This window comes from Streptomyces sioyaensis (genome assembly GCF_004122735.1).
GTDB lineage: Bacteria > Actinomycetota > Actinomycetes > Streptomycetales > Streptomycetaceae > Streptomyces > Streptomyces sioyaensis.
Map to the genome: position 1 here is coordinate 54,863 of NZ_SDIF01000032.1, position 17,492 is coordinate 72,354.

General features: G+C 72.7%; 8 protein-coding genes and 1 pseudogene. 2 read left to right on the forward strand and 7 right to left on the reverse strand.

Annotated features, from left to right (window positions below; genetic code table 11):
* The first annotated feature begins 215 nt into the window (after positions 1-215).
* Complete coding sequence (rfbH, locus tag EST54_RS14210) at positions 216-1,517, forward strand: lipopolysaccharide biosynthesis protein RfbH (RefSeq protein WP_129247971.1); 1,302 nt, start codon at positions 216-218, stop codon at positions 1,515-1,517.
* An 85-nt stretch (positions 1,518-1,602) separates the two neighbouring features.
* Here rfbH and EST54_RS14215 read toward each other — a convergent pair whose 3' ends face one another.
* From EST54_RS14215 to EST54_RS14235, 5 genes are all read right to left on the reverse strand, one after another.
* Entirely contained in the window at positions 1,603-2,844 is a 1,242-nt protein-coding gene (locus EST54_RS14215) for a macrolide family glycosyltransferase (RefSeq protein ID WP_244942517.1), read from the reverse strand.
* Positions 2,845-2,947: 103 nt separating this feature from the next.
* A complete protein-coding gene (locus EST54_RS14220; protein ID WP_244942518.1) occupies positions 2,948-3,955 on the reverse strand; it encodes an NAD-dependent epimerase/dehydratase family protein in 1,008 nt (335 codons plus the stop codon).
* Positions 3,955-4,956 carry a dTDP-glucose 4,6-dehydratase gene (gene rfbB, locus EST54_RS14225; RefSeq protein WP_129247972.1) on the reverse strand — a complete coding sequence of 334 codons (1,002 nt, stop codon included), beginning with the start codon at positions 4,954-4,956 and terminating at the stop codon, positions 3,955-3,957. The genes EST54_RS14220 and rfbB overlap by 1 nt, the downstream gene beginning before the upstream one ends.
* A gap of 100 nt (positions 4,957-5,056) precedes the next feature.
* Positions 5,057-6,124 carry a glucose-1-phosphate thymidylyltransferase gene (locus EST54_RS14230; RefSeq protein WP_129247973.1) on the reverse strand — a complete coding sequence of 356 codons (1,068 nt, stop codon included), beginning with the start codon at positions 6,122-6,124 and terminating at the stop codon, positions 5,057-5,059.
* A 65-nt stretch (positions 6,125-6,189) separates the two neighbouring features.
* Positions 6,190-7,437 carry an activator-dependent family glycosyltransferase gene (locus tag EST54_RS14235; RefSeq protein WP_129247974.1) on the reverse strand — a complete coding sequence of 416 codons (1,248 nt, stop codon included), beginning with the start codon at positions 7,435-7,437 and terminating at the stop codon, positions 6,190-6,192.
* Between the two features lie 407 nt (positions 7,438-7,844).
* Here EST54_RS14235 and EST54_RS14240 point away from each other — a divergent pair, with 407 nt between their 5' ends.
* Positions 7,845-9,068: a cytochrome P450 gene (locus EST54_RS14240; protein ID WP_244942519.1), complete on the forward strand. Its 1,224-nt coding sequence runs from the start codon at positions 7,845-7,847 to the stop codon at positions 9,066-9,068.
* A gap of 53 nt (positions 9,069-9,121) precedes the next feature.
* Here the strand turns inward: EST54_RS14240 and EST54_RS14245 are convergent, their stop codons facing one another.
* Both EST54_RS14245 and EST54_RS14250 read right to left on the reverse strand, forming a co-directional pair.
* Complete coding sequence (locus EST54_RS14245; RefSeq protein ID WP_129247975.1) at positions 9,122-9,325, reverse strand: ferredoxin; 204 nt, start codon at positions 9,323-9,325, stop codon at positions 9,122-9,124.
* A gap of 181 nt (positions 9,326-9,506) precedes the next feature.
* Positions 9,507-16,817: pseudogene (locus EST54_RS14250) on the reverse strand (SDR family NAD(P)-dependent oxidoreductase); the annotation flags it as partial.
* Between the last annotated feature and the right edge of the window lie 675 nt (positions 16,818-17,492).

Below are 17,492 nucleotides of genomic sequence, written 5' to 3' on the forward strand. Positions count from 1 at the left end.
CTATGGCACTCCCTAGACTTCCCGGCCCTTACTGGCCCCGTCCGGGCCCGGCGTGCTGAGCTGATGACCCCGATCAGCCGACCGGTGACGGGAACCGGTGTACCGCATGGCCGGACACGCCGTCGGCCTGTCGTGCTCCGCGCCGCGACCCCGGATCGCACCCCCGCGGCAACGCGACGAACATCCCGCAGGACACTCACAGGAGGCGGCAGCCGATGGGGTACAGCAAGAGCGACATTCTGGATCAGGTACGCGCGTACCACCAGGACAATGTCGCGTCCGGATTTGTGCCCGGGGTGACGCCGGTTGCTGCGTCGGGCGCGGTGCTCGACGAGGACGACCGGGTCGCCCTCGTCGAGGCGGCCCTGGATCTGCGGATCGCGGCAGGCACCAGCTCCCGCCGGTTCGAGCGGGCGCTGGCCAAGTATTTCGGGCTGCGCAAGGCGCATCTGACCAACTCGGGTTCCTCGGCCAACCTCCTGGCGCTCAGCGCGCTGACCTCGCACCAGCTGGAGGACCTCCGGCTGGTGCCCGGCGACGAGGTCGTCACCGTGGCGGCGGGCTTTCCCACGACGGTCAATCCGATCCTGCAGAACGGTCTGGTGCCGGTCTTCATCGACGTCGAACTCGGCACCTACAACGCCTCCCCGGAGCGGATCGAGGAGGCCATCGGTCCGCGCACCCGGGCCATCATGATCGCCCACGCGCTCGGCAACCCGTTCGCCGTCGAGGAGGTCGCCAAGATCGCCAGCGACCGCGGGCTGTTCCTCATCGAGGACAACTGCGATGCCCTCGGCAGCACCTACCGGGGCCGGCTGACCGGCACGTTCGGGGATCTGGCCACGGAGAGCTTCTATCCGGCGCACCACATCACCATGGGCGAGGGCGGCTGTGTGCTGACCGACAACATGGTCCTCGCCCGCATCGTGGAGTCGCTGCGGGACTGGGGGCGGGACTGCTGGTGCGAGCCCGGCGAGGACAACCGCTGCTTCAAGCGGTTCGAGCAGCAGATGGGCACCCTGCCGAAGGGCTACGACCACAAGTACATTTTCTCCCACATCGGCTACAACCTGAAGTCGACGGATCTGCAGGCCTCGCTCGGCCTCAACCAGTTCGGGAAAATAGACGAGTTCGGTGACGCCCGGCGGCACAACTGGGCGCGGCTGCGCGCGGGGCTGGACGGCCTGCCGCATCTGCTGCTGCCCGACCCCACTCCGGACAGCGATCCGAGCTGGTTCGGCTTCGTGCTCACGGTGTTGGACAGCGCGCCGTTCTCGACGGCGGAGCTCATCGACCACCTGGAGTCGCGGCGGGTGGCCACCCGCCGCTTCTTCGCCGGCAATCTCACCCGCCACCCGGCCTATCTGAACAGCCCGTTCCGGGTGAGCGGGCCGCTGACCAACAGCGACATCATGGCCGAGCGGACCTTCTGGATCGGGGTCTTCCCCGGCCTGACCGACGAGATGATCGACCACAGCGTCCGCAGCGTCACCGAGTTCATCACCAGCCGTACCTGACGGGACAGCAGAAGCGCCCGGCACGCTCGTGAGCGTGCCGGGCGCCGTGCGGTCCGGGCGCAGGGGCGGGAGGGGCCCGGACGGTTCAGGCCCCGGAGACGGACCCGGAGACGGACGGGGCCCGGGCGGCGGCCCACTGCTCCAGCAGGTCGGCGGACCGGACCGCGCCCCCGGCCCCGCGGACGTGCGCGCGCATCCGCGCCATCCGCTCCGGTGTCCCGGGGTCGGTCACCAGCTCCGTGACGGCCCCGGCGAGGGTGTCCGCGGTCAGCCGGTCGCGGTCGATCGACCGGCCCAGCTTCAGCTCGTCCAGTCGCCGTGCGGTCAGCGCGAGTTCGAAGGTCTGCGGCACCGCGATCAGCGGGGTGCCGAAGTACAGCGCCTCCATGACGCTGCCCATGCCCGCGTGGCAGACCAGCAGATCGGCGTGCGGCAGGACCACGGGGTGCGGCAGCCACTCGTGGACCTCCACGTGCGGCGGCAGGGGGCCCAGTCCGGCGAGGTCGCTGCCGCGGCCGAGGGTCATCACCACATGCCAGTCGTCGCCGTCGAAGGCGTCCAGGCAGGTGCGGAAGAAGTCGCGCTGCCGGTTGGACTCGGTGCCGAGCGAGACCAGCGCCAGCCGGCGGCCGTCGCCCGGCGGTGCCCACGGCGCCGCGGCGCCGCCTTCGGCCACCGAGGGGCCCACGAACGCGAAGCGGTCGTCGAAGGTCGGGCCCTCGATCTGGAACTCCCGAGGCAGGAAGACCAGGTTCCGGTCGTCCCATTCCGCCAGGAAGCGGCCCAGCTCGTCCGGGGCGAGGCCGTGGTCCCGGGTGAAGCGCATCAGTGCGTCGCCGCCCTCGCGCATCGACGGATCCTCGGGGTCGAACAGCTGGGCCCGCATGGAGAACGCCTCGTTCGACGCATGGCTGGGACTCAGCTGCACGGTGGTGGTGCAGCCCAGGATGCGTGCGGTCATCCGGGCGGCCGCGAACGACTCGAAGTCGTAGAGCACGACGTCCGGTACGTCGGAGGCGAAGGCCGCCACGGCGAGCGGGCAGACCGTTTCCATCGTCTCGACCAGCAGCGCGTAGCCCTCGGCGGCCAGGCGTGCCGGGCTCGGGTCGGGCACCTTGCCGAACGCGCCGCGCCGGGAGGTGTAGCCCACCGCCCGTGCGCCGGCCCGCTCGACCAGCTCGGTGTAGCGGTGATCGACGACATAGGTCACCCGGTGGCCGCGGGCGACGAGTTCACGGGTCAGGCCGAGCGTCGGGTTGACGTGCCCGAAGTCGGCGAAGACGAAAACGGCCACATGCCGCGGGGATTCCGCTACGGACCCTGACACTTCCACACCTCTGCTCGGGCTGCTGTACGGGGCGGTCCAGGGGCGGTCGACGGCAGCCGAGTCCCCCTGCTGCCACCGTAGGCACGGCGGCCTAGGGTTTCTGCTAATGCTGTGCCGGCGACGGACTCGGACTCGCGGGCGCAGCGGTGTGCGCGCCGGTCGCCCGCCACAGTTCCCGGGCCGAGCTGTCGAGGCTGTGCCGCGCCGACCAGCCGAGCAGCCGCCGGGCGGTACCGGTCGCCACCTGCATCCAGTCCAGGCCGGTGTGGGTCCGTACGCCGGCTCCGGCCCCTTCGACGATCCGGGCCGGCTTTCCGCTGGCCGCGAGGAGCCGCTCCACCATCGTGCGCACCGGCACCGCCTCGCCGCGTCCGATGTTGATGACCTGCCCGCCGACCGGCAGCGACGCCGCGGCCAGTACCGCGTCCGCGGTGTCCCGGACGTCCACGAAGTCGCGGCTCGCCCGCAGCGGGCTGACCCGCACCACCGCCTCCTGGCCGGCGTCCGCGGCCCGCAGCTGTGCGGCGACCTGTCCCAGCAGGCTGCTCGGTGAGGTGCCGGCTCCGATCACGTTCGACAGCCGCAGCACCACCGCGTCGGCCCGTCCCGCCTCGGACGCCGCCAGGACCGCCTGGGTGCCCTCCAGTTTGGACAGTCCGTACGGTGTGGTCGGCCGGGTCGGCGCCTGCTCGTCCAGCGGGGTGCCGGGCTCGGGCGGGGCGTACTCGAACACCGACCCGAGATGGACGAGACGGGGGCGCCAGGAGGCGGCGGCGAGCGCCGCCAGCACCGTTTCGACCAGGACGTGGTTGGCCTGCTGCATGGTGTCCTGCGCGCGGGACCACACGGCGCCCGCGGCATTGACCACGGCAGCGGGCCGCTCGGTGTCGAGGAGGCGGCTCAGGGCGTCCGGCCCGTCGCCGATCAGGTCCAGCGGAACGCAGCGCGAGGTGGCGGCCGGGAGGGGCCGGCGGGCCACCAGCAGCGGTTCACCGCCGGCCGCCCGGACCGCGGCGGACACCTGCCGGCCGATGAATCCGCTCGCGCCCAGCACGACCACGCGGCGGGCCGGGCCGTCCGGGCCCGTTCCCGGCGTAGCGCTACGGGCCATCAGCACGTCCCGGCGAGCCGCAGCGCGCGGTCCTTGAGCGGCTCCCACCAGTCGCGGTGGTCGCGGTACCAGGCGACCGTCTCGGCCAGGCCGTCGGCGAAGTCCTTGCCCGGCTTGTAGCCCAGCTCGGTCTGGATCTTGCTCCAGTCGACCGAGTAGCGCCGGTCGTGGCCCTTGCGGTCGTCGACGTACTCGATCATCTCCGGCGCGGCGCCGCAGGTCTCCAGCAGCAGATCGGTCAGTTCCCGGTTGCTCAACTCGGTGCCGCCGCCGATGTTGTAGACCTCGCCGGGGCGGCCGCCGGTGCGGACCAGCTCAATGCCCTGGACGTGGTCGTCGATGTGCAGCCAGTCGCGGACGTGCAGGCCGTCGCCGTACAGCGGGACCTTCTTGCCGTCCAGGAGGTTGGTGACGAACAGCGGTATGACCTTCTCCGGGAACTGGCGGTGCCCGTAGTTGTTGGAGCAACGGGTGACCCGGACATCGAGGCCGTGGGTGCGGTGGTAGGCGAGGGCGATCAGATCGCTGGAGGCCTTGGAGGCCGCGTACGGCGAGTTGGGGTTGACCGGGTGGGTCTCCGAGCAGGACCCGGTGGCGATCGAGCCGTAGACCTCGTCGGTCGAGACGTGGACGAAGGTGTCGAGCCCGTGCCGGAGCACGGCGTCGAGCAGGACCTGGGTGCCCAGGACGTTGGTGCGGACGAACTCCGCGGAGCTGACGATGGAGCGGTCGACGTGGGACTCGGCCGCGAAGTGGACGACCTGGTCATGGGTGGCGATCAGGTCGCCGACCTGTGCCTCGTCGCAGATGTCGCCGGCGAAGAAGCGGAAGCTTTCGAGGTGGCGGACGTCGTCGAGGTTCGCCATGCTGGCCGCGTAGGTGAGGCTGTCGAGCACGGTGACGTGGACGTCACCCGGCCCGAAGGGTCCCAGGAGCGTACGGACGTAGTGCGAACCGATGAAGCCGGCGCCGCCGGTCACCAGGATTCTCGTGGGGCTCATCGAGGTTGTGGCGCGAGGCCTGGGAGCCAGGCCGGTGAGGAGCGCCTACCCCCTTCCGTTGTTCGTGCGGGTGGGACGGTCGGCCCACTCGCGGGCGGCGTCAGGACTGGATGTGCACCTTCGCGTGGTCGCCGATGACCAGCCGGTGGGCCACCGGACGCTGCGGCGCGAGCGCCACCTGGGCGTTGCGTCCCACCAGGGAGGCCTCCACCCGGCGCACGCTCTCGAACGACGAGCCGCGCAGCACGATCGAGGAGGCGAGTTCGCTGTCGTGGATGCGGCAGTCCTCCGCGATGGAGGTGGACGGGCCGATGTAGGAGTCGGTGACGACGGTGCCGGCGCCGATCACGGCCGGCCCGACGATCCGCGAGGTGCGGACCGTCGCGCCGGGTCCGATGCGTACCCGGCCGAGGATCTCGCTCGCGCTGTCCACGGAGCCCTCGATGCAGCGTTCCTGGCTCTCCAGCAGCATGCGGTTGACCTCCAGCATGTCGACCACGCTGCCGGTGTCCTTCCAGTAGCCGGACAGCTCACCGGAGCGGATGTCCTGGCCCGCCTCGACCATCCACTGCACGGCGTCGGTGATCTCCAGTTCGCCGCGCGCGGACGGCCGGATGGCCCGTACCGCCTCGTGCACCCCGGGGGTGAACAGATAGACGCCGACCAGCGCCAGATCGCTCTTGGGGTGCCGCGGCTTCTCCTCCAGGCCCGTCACCCGGCCCGAGGCGTCCAGTTCGGCCACGCCGAAGGCGGTGGGGTCGGGGACCCGGCTGAGCACGAGCTGGGCGTCGGGGCGTTCCTTGCGGAAGCCCTCGACGAGATCGGTGATGCCGCCGGAGATGAAGTTGTCCCCCAGGTACATCAGGAAGTCGTCGTCGCCCAGGAAGTCGCGGGCGATGAGGACGGCGTGCGCGAGGCCGAGCGGGGCGCTCTGCGGAATGTAGGTCACCTTCAGGCCGAACTGTGCGCCGTCGCCGACCGCCGCACGGATCTCCGGCCCGGTGTCGCCGACGATCATGCCGACGTCGGTGATGCCGGTCTCGGCGATGGCCTCCAGCACGTAGAAGAGGATCGGCTTGTTGGCGACCGGGACGAGTTGTTTGGCGGAGGTGTGGGTTATGGGCCGCAGGCGCGTACCCGCGCCTCCCGAGAGCACAAGAGCCTTCACGGTTTCCATCCAGGGGCGAGTGGTGTCAGGGGGAGGGCCTGTCGGTCGCCGGCCGACAGGCCCGGTCAGCGCTCCGCGACCAGTTGCTCCAGTGTGGCGACCATGTCGCGCGGGCTGGGCATCGCCGCCGATTCGTCGCGCAGTCGCTGCGCGGCGGAGGCGAAGCCCGGGTCGTCGAGAATCTGCAGGGTGTGTCGGAGCACCAGGTCGGCGGTGACCTCGCTGTGGTGGGCGAAGATCCCCGCGCCGGCGCGCTCCAGGGACCGGCCCCGCCACTCCTGGTCGGCGACGTTGGTGGAGAGGGCGAGCTGCGGTACCGCGTTGATCAGGGCGGTGGCGTAGGTCCCCCAGCCGCCGTGGTGGATGACGGCCGAGCAGCTGGGCAGCAGGGTGTGCAGCGCCACGCCGTCGACGGCACGCACATTGGCAGGGATGTCGGCGAGTGCCTTCCGCTGCTGCGGAAGGAGCGCGGCGACCACCTCGATGTCGAGCGCGGCCAGCGCTTGGAGGAGGTCGGGAACGGAGACGTAGTCACCGCCGTACGCCTCGGTGTTGCTCGTGCCGAGGGTCAGGCAGACCCGCGGCCGCTTGGGTGCCTCGCGCAGCCACTGCCACCACACCGCGTCCCCGTTGTACGGCACGTAGCGCATGGACAGCGACCGCAGCGTGGTGGGCGGCCGCAGGCTCGGTGGCAGGGTGTCGAGGGTGTACTGCCCGTTGATCAGCTCTTCGTCGCAGGAGACGCCGAACGGTGCGCCCCGCTCGTCGAGCCAGTCGGCGAGCGGGTCCACCCGCTCCTCGGGCGGAACCTCGTTCATCAGGCCGAGATAGGTCTGCCGGGCCCTGCCGTAGACATCGGCGCACCACAGCAGCCGGACGTGGACGGCATCGCAGGCGCGGGCGGCGATGGCTCCGGCGTAGCAGAGCGGGTCACGGATGACCAGGTCCGGCTGCCAGCTCTTCGCCAGGGCGGTCATCTCGTCCATCACCGGCTCGTTGTAGAGCGCGAAGCCGTAGGGGACGCTGACCTCGTAGCGGCCGCGGAGGGCGGGCCAGTCCACCTCCCCCGGTCCCAGCCGGCTCCAGTTGGCGACGTCCTGGTCCTGCGACTCGGGGGCCAGTTTCATGGCCTGGTGCAGGTCGTGGTCGCGGCCGACGGGGGCGGCGACCAGACCGGTGCCGGTGACGATGTCGGTGAGTGCCGGGGCGTTCGCCATGCGTACCTCGTGCCCTGCCGCGGTCAGCGCCCAAGCCAGCGGCACCATGGAATACAGATGCGACTTCTCGGACAGTCCGGCGAACAGCACGCGCATTGGGGATCCCCTCTCGGTCGCGCACAGTTGGGTGGCCTCGATATGACCGCCAGGCACGCATTCACGGCCAGAGCGCGGATGGTGTCGATGCTTATCCTGTGGTCTGGGACAGTGCACCGCGGTACCGCGCCGCCATGGTCTGGGGATTCCTCCAGACAATGACGTACAGGCCCACGGCCCGCCTCCCGGGTGCCGGATCCGCGCCGCCGCGTGCCCGGTCGCCGCGGGTGGGGCCGATGCCCCGCCGCCGGCGGACCGCTGGTTTCGGAAATCCCTAGAATTCCGCCGCATTCCTGTCCCGCGCCGCGCCGCCGTGCTGAGCTTCCGTCTTATCCGTGAAGAGAGGTTTCGACGGCAGGACGCGTGCTCCGGTATGCGCCCGGGCCGGCGCGAAAGGGGAATCATCGGTGCCGCAGCAAATGTCGAATGTCCTCCCGAATGTGCCGCACCCACAGTGGGCGCCCGGCCCGGAGGTCGCGCAACCTCCGACGGTGGAGCCGGACGGCGGCGCCACCTTGCTGGCCTGGATGCGCCGGATGCGGAACGAAAGACCGGTCTGGCGGGACGAGTCCGGGAACGCGCACGTCTTCAGACACGCGGACGTGATGCGCGTCCTGGGCGATCCGGGGCTGTACTCCTCCGACACCGTGGGGCGGCTCGGCGGCGACACACCCAGCGGCGTCCTGCTGCTGCTCGACCCGCCGCAGCACGGCAAGCTGCGCCGCCTGGTCAGCCGTGCGTTCACCAGCCGGCTGATCTCCGAACTGACCCCGCAGATCACCACCGTCACCCGCGAGCTGCTCGACGCGGCCGACGGGGAGCGCTTCGATCTCGTCGACGCGGTGGCCAATCCGCTGCCGGTGATGGTGATCGCCACCATGCTGGGCGTGCCACTGGAGCACCAGGCCAAGTTCCAGGCCTGGGGCGCCCAGTTGCTCGCCACGGACGCGGCGGACCCGGAGAGCGTGCGGCGCATGGAGCAGACCGGCGAGGAGATCTCGGCGTACCTGCAGAAGTTCGTGGACGCGCGGCGCAGCACCCCGCACGACGACCTGATCGGCACCCTGGTGCAGGCGGAGGTCGACGGCCAGCGGCTGTCCGACGACGAGATCGTCAGCTTCGCCACGCTGCTGCTGCTGGCGGGCCACATCACGACCTCGGTACTGCTCGGCAACATCCTGCTGTGCCTGGACAGCGCGCCGGAGCGCTGGGAGGCGCTGCGCGCGGACCGGTCCGGCATTCCCGCGCTGATCGAGGAGACGCTGCGCTGCCGGCCGCCGTTCACCCGCGTCGAACGGGTGCCGACGCAGGAGGTGGAGATCGGCGGGGAGGTCATCGCGCCGAACACCCTCATCCATCTGTGGCTGCTGTCCGCCAACCATGACGAGCGGGTCTTCGACGACCCCGCGGCCTTCGTGCCGGAGCGGTCCAACTCCCGGCAGGCGGCGTTCGGTTACGGCATCCACTACTGCATCGGCGCCCCGCTCGCCCGGCTGGAGAGCCGGATCGTGCTGGAGCTGATGCTGGACCGCTTCCGCAGCGTGCGGGTGGATGCCGGCTCCCCCCTGTCGTTCCACGGCAGCAACGTCTTCGGCGCCGAGCAGCTGCCGCTGGTGGTACAGCGGGGCTGACCGCTGGTGGTACGACGGGTCTGACGCCCTCACGCGGAGCCTCGCCGCACCGGTCAGCCGGCGGCGGGGTCCACCGTGATGGCGCGGGACGGACACAGCTGCTCCGCCTCTTCCACGTCGTCCGTCAGCTGCGCGGGCGGCTCGGTCATCCGCAGCACGACGCGGCCGTCGTCCTCGTGCTGCTCGAAGACCTCACCGGCGGTCATCGCACACATCCCGGCGCCGACGCACCGGTCCCGATCAACCGTGATCTTCATGGTGTCTCCCTCGTCCGATGGGCCCGCGACCTCGAATCGCGGGCCTGTGACCATGGTGTCCGCTGTGCGGCGCGGCGCCGACCGTCGCCGGCAGGGTCTGGTGAATCGCCCAGACAATGCGCCCGGGGCCGGACGCCCACCCGCGCTCGTCCGGGCGACTCACGCCGCTCCCCGCCGCTCATCACGGCGTGTCGCTCCCCTGCGGCCGCGGGTCCGGCAGGGCTTCCATCCAGGCGGCGACGGTCTTCGCGGTGGAGCCCGCGTGGTCCTCCATCATCGTGAAGTGGTTGCCCGGCACCTCGGCCACGGTGTCCGCGCCGTCCCAGGACGCCTGCCACTCCTCCGCCGCGAGCTCGCCCGCCTGCTCGACGCTCACCGGCGGCTCACTGGAGCGCACCAGCAGCACGGGGCGGGACAGCCGGTCCGGCGACCATGCGCCGACGATGTGGATGTACCAGCTCATCGCGGTGAGCCGGTCGGAGTCCATGTGCGCGAACAGGGACTCGCGGTCGAACATCCCGCCGATCATCTCGCCGGCGAACCGGGTGAAGGGCGAGTCCTCGCGCGGCAGATAGGTGTCCAGCAGCGCGACGCCGGCGGGCGGTGTCCCCGCCTTCTCCAGGTAGTGCGCCACCGCGAGGGCCAGGATGCCGCCGGACGACGAGCCGAGCAGCACGAACGGACCGCCGTCCGCGCACCGCAGCACCGCCTCGGCCTGCACCCGTACGACCGCGTCGAAGGAGGCCGGCAGCAGCTCACCGCGGCCGAAGCCCGGGGTGGGCAGCGCCCATACGTCGCGCGTGCCCCGGTGGACGGAGGCGAACCTGGCGTACTGGTGCACACCGGCGAGCGCCACATACGAGCTGAAGCAGATCAGCGCCGGCTCGGCCGGATCCGGAGCGGCACCGCCGCGTGCGAGGCGTACGGGCGTGCACCGCGCCCCGTCGTCCTCCGGCGCGTCGAACGTCGGCCGCAGTCGGGCGGCCGCCTGGAGCAGGGCGAACCCCTCTTCCACCCGTCCCGACTCGCAGGCTCCCCGGAAGAGGGCGCCGAGGGTGTCCGTTGCCCCTCCCGTCGCGGACGGCTGGTCGTCATCGGATCCTGCGGTGCCGGTGCCGGACCGCGGGAGGCCCCCCGCGGTCAGCTCCTCGCCCAGCCGGGCGGCGAGATCCTGTGGGGTGGCGAAGTCGAACACGAGCGTGGGCGGGAGCCGCAGGCCGGTGACGGTGCCGAGCTGGTTGCGCAGCTCCACGGCGGTCAGCGAGTCGAAGCCCAACTCGGTGAAGTCACGGTCCGGTTCGACGTCCTCCGGTGACCCGTGGCCGAGGACCGCCGCGACCTGACGCCGTACCAGATCCAGCAGCAGCGCGTCCCGCCCGCCGGGGCCGGCGGCCGCCAGCCGTGCCAGCAGATCGTCCTTGTCCGCCGCGGACGCGGAGACCGTCCGCCGGGTCCGGCCGGGTGCGGCAGCGCCCAGCAGTGCCGCCATACCGCTCCGGCCGAGGCCCACGGTGACCAGGGCGGGGTCGCCCGTCGCCAGCGCGGCGTCGAACAGCGCGAGCCCGTCGTCGGCGGAGAGCGGCCGCATGCCACCGCGGGCCATCCGCCGCCGGTCGGTGTCGGCGAGCCCCGTCGTCATCCCGCCGTCCTCGGCCCACAGCCCCCACGCGAGCGAGGTGGCCGGCAGTCCCTGGGCCGCCCGGTGCGCGGCCAGACCGTCCAGGAAGGCGTTGGCCGCCGCGTAGTTGGCCTGACCCGCCGAGCCGAAGGTACCGGCCGCGGAGGAGAAGAGCACGAACGCCGACAACTTCCGGTCCCTGGTCAGCTCGTGCAGCAGCCAGGCGGCGTCGGCCTTCGGGCGCAGCGTCCGGTCGATCCGCTCCTCGCTGAGCGCGGTGAGCACCCCGTCGTCGACGACCCCGGCGAGATGGACCACGGCGGTCAGCGGGTGGTCCGCGGGGACCGAGTCGAGCAGCGCCGTCACGTCCGTCCGCTCGGCGACGTCGCAGGCCACCAGGGAGGCTTCCGCTCCCTGCTCGGCCAGCTCCGCGCACAGCTGCGCCGCCCCGGCGGCCGCGGGGCCGCCGCGGCTCGCCAGCACGAGGTGCCGTACGCCGTGCCGGGTGACGAGATGGCGGGCCAGGAGCCGCCCCAACGCGCCGGTGGCCCCGGTCACCAGCACCGTGCCCTCCGGATCGAACGGGGAGTCCGGGGCCTGCGGAGGCTCCGTACGGGCGAGGTGTGGCAGCCGCAACTCGCCCGCCCGCAGCACCGCCTGCGGAGGGGCGGCGGCCACGGCATCCGCGAGCACGCCGCGGGACGCCTCGCTGTCGTCGAGGTCGAGCAGCCACAGCCGCCCGGGGTGTTCCAGCTGCGCGGTGCGGACCAGTCCGCACAGCGCCGCGCCCGCGAGATCGCCGACGTCCTCCCCGGGCCCGGCGGCGACGGCGCCCCGGGTGACGATCACCAGCCGGGAGCCGGCGAACCGCTCCTCGGCGAGCCACTGGCGGCAGACGGCGAGGGCGCCGGCGAGCACTCCCCGGACGTCCGGGGTGTCGGTACCGGTGTCCGGTGCGCACTCCAGCAGCACGGTGTCGGGCATCGTCATCCCGGTGGCCACCGCGGCCGCCAGCGCGTCGAGGTCGGCGTACGACTCCGCGTGCACGCCCGCGCCGTCCAGCGCCTCCGCGATCCCGGCGTCCGCGGGTCCCGCGGACGCGGCGCCGAGCGGGCTGCCGAGCACCACCCACCGCGCGGCCCCGGCGCGTGCGGGCAGGGAGGCCGCGGCCTGCCAGTCGAGGCGCAGCGGCACCTCCGGCCCGGCCGGCGCGGAGGCGGGCAGCTGCTCGGGGGTGACCGTGCGCAGCATCAGCGCATCGGCCACCGCGACGGGCCGGCCGGAGACGTCCGTGACCAGCACCGAGAAGGCATCGTCCCCGCCCTCGGCGGGCGCCAGACGCACCCGCAGCGCATCGGCCCCCTCGGCATGGAACGTCACCCCGCTCCAGGCGAACGGCAGCATCGCACCGCCGTCACCCGTACCCTCGGCGTCCCGGCCGCCGACGAGCAGCGTCTGCACGGCCGCGTCGAGCAGCGCGGGGTGCAGCGTGAACCGTGCGGCGTCGGCGCGGTACGGCTCGGGCAGGGCGGCCTCGGCGAACAGCTCGTCCCCGCGCCGCCAGACGCGCCCGAGGCCCTGGAACGCGGGCCCGTAGGCGAACCCGGCGTCGGCGAAGGCGTCGTACCACTCCCCCGCTCCGACCGGCTCCGCACCCTCGGGCGGCCAACTGCCCAGAGTTTCCGGCTCGTTCGGCGGGGCGGTGGCCAGGGTGCCCTGTGCGTGCCGGGCCCAGGGCGCGGCGTCATCGGCTTCCGCGGGCCGGGAGTGCACGGTGAACGACCGGCTCCCGGTGTCGTCGGGCGCGCTCACCGCGACCTGGAGCTGGATGGCGCCCTGCTCCGGGAGGACGAGCGGCGCCTCCAGGGTGAGTTCGGCGAGATGGTCGCATCCGGTGCGGTCACCGGCGCTGACGGCGAGGTCGAGGTAGGCCGTCGCCGGCAGGATCACCCTGCCCAGCACCGCGTGCCCGGCGAGCCAGGCATGGGTGGCCAGGGACAGCCGCCCCGTGAAGACCACGGATTCCGCACCGGCCACCGTGACCGCCGCGCCGAGCAGCGGGTGCCCGGCCGCGCGCAGCCCCACGGCGTCGAGATCGCCCACCCCGGCCACGGCGTCCCACCAGTAGCGCCGCCGCTGGAAGGCATAGGTCGGCAGGTCGACACGGCGGGCGCCGGGGAACAGCGCGGACCAGTCCAGGCCGGCGCCCGAGGTGTGGAGCGCGCCGACCGCGGCCATCAGACCGTGCGTCTCGGACCTGTCCTTGCGCAGCGCGGGAATCAGCGCCCGGTCGCCGTCGAGGCACGCCTGTGCCATGGCGGTCAGGGTGCCGTCGGGCCCGATTTCCAGGTATCGGGTGACCTCGTGTTCCGCCAGCCACTGGATGCCGTCGGCGAAGCGGACGGCTTGGCGGACGTGCCGCACCCAGTAGGCAGGGGACGTCAGCTCCTGTGAAGTGGCGAGCTCGCCGGTCAGGTTCGACACCACCGGGATGCGCGGTTCCGCGTACGCCACGCTGTCCGCGACGGCACGGAACTCGTCGAGCATCGGCTCCATCAGCGGGGAGTGGAAAGCGTGACTCACCTGGAGCCGCTTCACCTTCCGCCCCTCGGACTCGAAACGCCCGGCGATCTCCGCCACCGCGGATTCCGCACCGGAGATCACAACCGACTTCGGGCCGTTCACCGCGGCAATGCTCACCCGCTGCTCCTGGCCCTCCAGCAGAGGCAGTACGTCAGCCTCCGACGCCTGGACCGAGACCATGGCACCACCGGCCGGGAGGGCCTGCATCAGCCGTCCGCGCGCCGCCACCAGCCGACACGCGTCCTCCAGCGACAGCACGCCAGCCACATGCGCAGCCGCCAGCTCACCGATGGAGTGCCCCACCAGGAAATCCGGCCGGACGCCGAACGACTCCACCAGCCGGAACAGCGCCACCTCCACCGCAAACAGCGCGGGCTGGGTGAAACCGGTCTGGTTCAGCCTCTCCGCATCCTCGCCGAACACCACGTCCCGCAACGGCGACGCCAACTCACCGTCGAAGTGCGCGCACACCGCGTCAAACGCATCAGCGAAGACCGGGAAGGACTCGTACAACTCCCGGCCCATTCCGGGTCGTTGTGCCCCTTGGCCGGTGAACAGCAGCGCTGTTCGGCCCTCGCCCCGTACGACCCCGGTGACGACCTGCGCCGGGCTCTCGCCGGTCGCCAGCGCGCGCAGGCCGCTCAGCAGCTCGTCCCGGGTGGCGCCCACGAGTGCGGCGCGGTGCTCGAAGGCGGACCGGGTCGTGGCCAGGGACAGTGCCACGTCCCGCAGGCCGAGTTCGGGCCGGTTTTCGAGATGCGCGTGCAGGCGGTCGGCCTGGGCTCGGAGGGCGTCGCGGGTGGTGCCGCTGAGCAGCCACGTCACGGGTGCGGACGGGGCGTCGGCCGACGTCGGGGCGGGTGCGGCGGGGGCCTGTTCCAGGATGGTGTGCACGTTGGTGCCGCTGATGCCGAAGGAGGACACCCCCGCCCGTCGCGGCCGGTCGGCCTCGGGCCACGGCACGGTGTCCGTGAGCAGCCGTACGTTCCCTTCCGACCAGTCCACATGGGTCGACGGCCGGTCGATGTGCAAGGTGGGCGGCAGGACGCCGTGCTGGAGCGCCAGCACCATCTTGATCAGGCCCGCCACACCGGCGGCGGCCTGGGTGTGCCCGATGTTGGACTTGACGGAGCCCAGCCACAGCGGGCGGTCGGCCTCCCGGTCCTGCCCGTAGGTCGCCAGGAGCGCCTGGGCCTCGATGGGGTCGCCGAGCGTCGTACCGGTGCCGTGGGCCTCGACGGCGTCGACCTCCGTACCGGACAGGCCCGCGCCGGCCAGGGCCTCGCGGATCACCCGCTGCTGCGAGGGGCCGTTGGGGGCGGTGAGGCCGTTCGAGGCGCCGTCCTGGTTGACGGCGGAGCCGCGGAGCAGCGCCAGCACCGGGTGCCCGTTGCGCTGTGCGTCGGAGAGCCGCTCGACCAGGACGACGCCGACGCCCTCGGAGAAGCCGGTGCCGTCGGTGCGGTCGGCGAACGCCTTGCACCGGCCGTCGGCCGCCAGGCCCTGCTGGCGGCTGAAGTCCAGGAAGAGTCCCGGGGTGGACATCACGGTGACGCCGCCGGCCAGCGCCAGATCGCATTCGCCCGACCGGAGAGCTTGCGCCGCCAGATGGAGGGCGACGAGGGAGGAGGAGCAGGCGGTGTCGACGGTGACCGCGGGCCCCTCCAGGCCGAAGGTGTAGGAGAGGCGGCCGGACATCACGCTCGCGGAGTTGCCGGTGCCGAGGTGGGCCTCGGCGTCCGGTGCCGCGGCGAGGGAACGGGAGGAGTAGTCCTGGTAGTTGGTGCCGGCGAAGACGCCGGTGCGGCTGCCGCGCAGCGCGACCGGATCGATCCCGGCCCGCTCGAACGCCTCCCACGACGTCTCCAGCAGCAACCGCTGCTGCGGATCCATCGCCACCGCCTCACGTGGCGAAATCCCGAAGAACCCCGCGTCGAAACCACCGACATCGTCCAGGAAACCGCCAGCACGGGTGTAACTGCGGCCGGGAACGCCCGGCTCGGGGTCGTACAGCGCCTCCACGTCCCAGCCACGGTCGGCCGGCCACTCACCGATCGCGTCCACCCCACCCGCAAGCAGCCGCCAGAACTCCTCCGGCGAACCCACCCCACCGGGAAAACGGCAGCTCATCGCCACGATGGCGATGGGGTCGTGGTCGTCGGCCGTCGCCTTGGCGGGGGCCGCCGCGGTCGGGGCCGGCGCCTCGTCGAGGCCCAGTTCGGTGCGCAGCCGGGTGGCCAGCGCCGCCGGGGTCGGGTGGTCGAAGATGAGGGTGGCCGGGAGTCGTGTGCCGATGGCCGCGCTGAGCGCGTTGCGGAGTTCGACCGCCATGAGGGAGTCGAAGCCCAGCTCGCGGAAGGCCCGGTGCGGGGCGACCTCGTCGGGGTCGGTGTGGTTGAGGACGGCGGCGACATGGGCCCGGACGAGTGCGGACAGGGCCTGGCGCTGCTCCGCCTCGTCCAGGGCGGCGAGCTGCCGGGCCAGTGCGGGGCCTTCGGTCGTCTCCTCCGTCGCCGGTGCGGCGGTGGCCAGTGCCCGCTGCGCGTCGGGGAGGTCGGCGATCAGGGGCCGGGGGCGGGCCGTGGTGAAGGCGTGCGCGAAAGTGTCCCAGTCGATGTCGGTGACGGCCAGGGCGGTGTCGTCGTGGTCGAGGGCGCGTTGCAGCGCGGCGACGGCCGACCGGGGGTCCATGACGCGTACGCCGTGCCGGTGCAGTCGCTCGCCCACGGTGCCCTCGGCCATGCCTGCTTCCGCCCAGGGACCCCAGGCGATGGAGGTGGCCCGGTGCCCGGCTGCCCTGCGCTGCTGGGCCAGGGCGTCGAGGTAGGCGTTGCCGGGGGCGTAGTTGGCGTGGCCCGGCGCGCCGATGGTGCCGGCGGTGGAGGAGAACAGCACGAAGGCCGACAGGTCGTGCGGTCGGGTCAGCTCGTCGAGGTTGCGGGCGCCGCCGGCCTTCACCCGGAGTACTCCGGCCAGTTGGGCGGGGGTCAGGGAGTTGATCGTCCCGTCGTCGAGTACGGCCGCGGTGTGCAGGACGGCGGTGAGCGGCCGGTCGGCGGGGATCGTGTCGAGCAGGGCGGCGAGCGCGTCCCGGTCGGCGATGTCGCAGGCGGCGAATTCGGTGCGGGTGCCGAACTCGGCGAGTTCGGCGGCGAGTTCGTCGGTTCCGGGGGTGTCGGCGCCGCGCCGGCTGACGAGCAGCAGATGTGGTGCGCCGTTCCGGGCGAGCCAGCGGGCCACATGCCGTCCGAGGGCGCCGGTTCCGCCGGTGACCAGGACGGTGCCCTGGGGTGTCCAGCGGCGCGTGCTGTCGAGCTCGCCGGTGGCGGCGCGGACCAGCCGCCGGGCGAGGACACCGTGCGGCCTGATGGCGAGCTGGTCCTCGTCGCCGATGCCGGCGAGCGCCCGGACCACGGCGGTGGCCGCGGCCGGATCCAGGGTTTCGGGCAGGTCGAGCAGTCCGCCCCAGCGCTCCGGCTCCTCCAGGGCGACCACCCGGCCGAAGCCCCACACCAGGGCCTGGCGCGGTGCGGTGACGCCGCGCTGCGGGTCGGTGGCCACGGCGCCCCGGGTGGCGAACCACAGCGGAGCCTCGACGCCGGTGTCGTCCAGTGCCTGGACGAGGGCGACGGTGGCGGCGAAGCCCCGGGGCAGGCCGGGGTGGTCGGGATGGTCGTCCTCGTCCAGGGCGAGGAGGGAGACGATGCCCGCGACCGGGGGCAGCGGTGTGTCCGGGGAGGCCGTGCCGCGCAGTGCCGCCGTGATCGTCGCGGCGAGGGCGGCGCGGTCCGCTTCGGCGTCCACCGGCACGGTGACGGGGTCGGCCCCCGCCGCCGAGAGTGCCGTCGTCAGGTCGCGGGCCGGGGCGTCATCGCCGGCGGTGAGCACCAGCCAGGTGCCGCGGAGGGTGGCGGGGGCGGCGCCGGCGGGGACGGGCTTCCAGGTGATGCGGTAGCGCCACGAGTC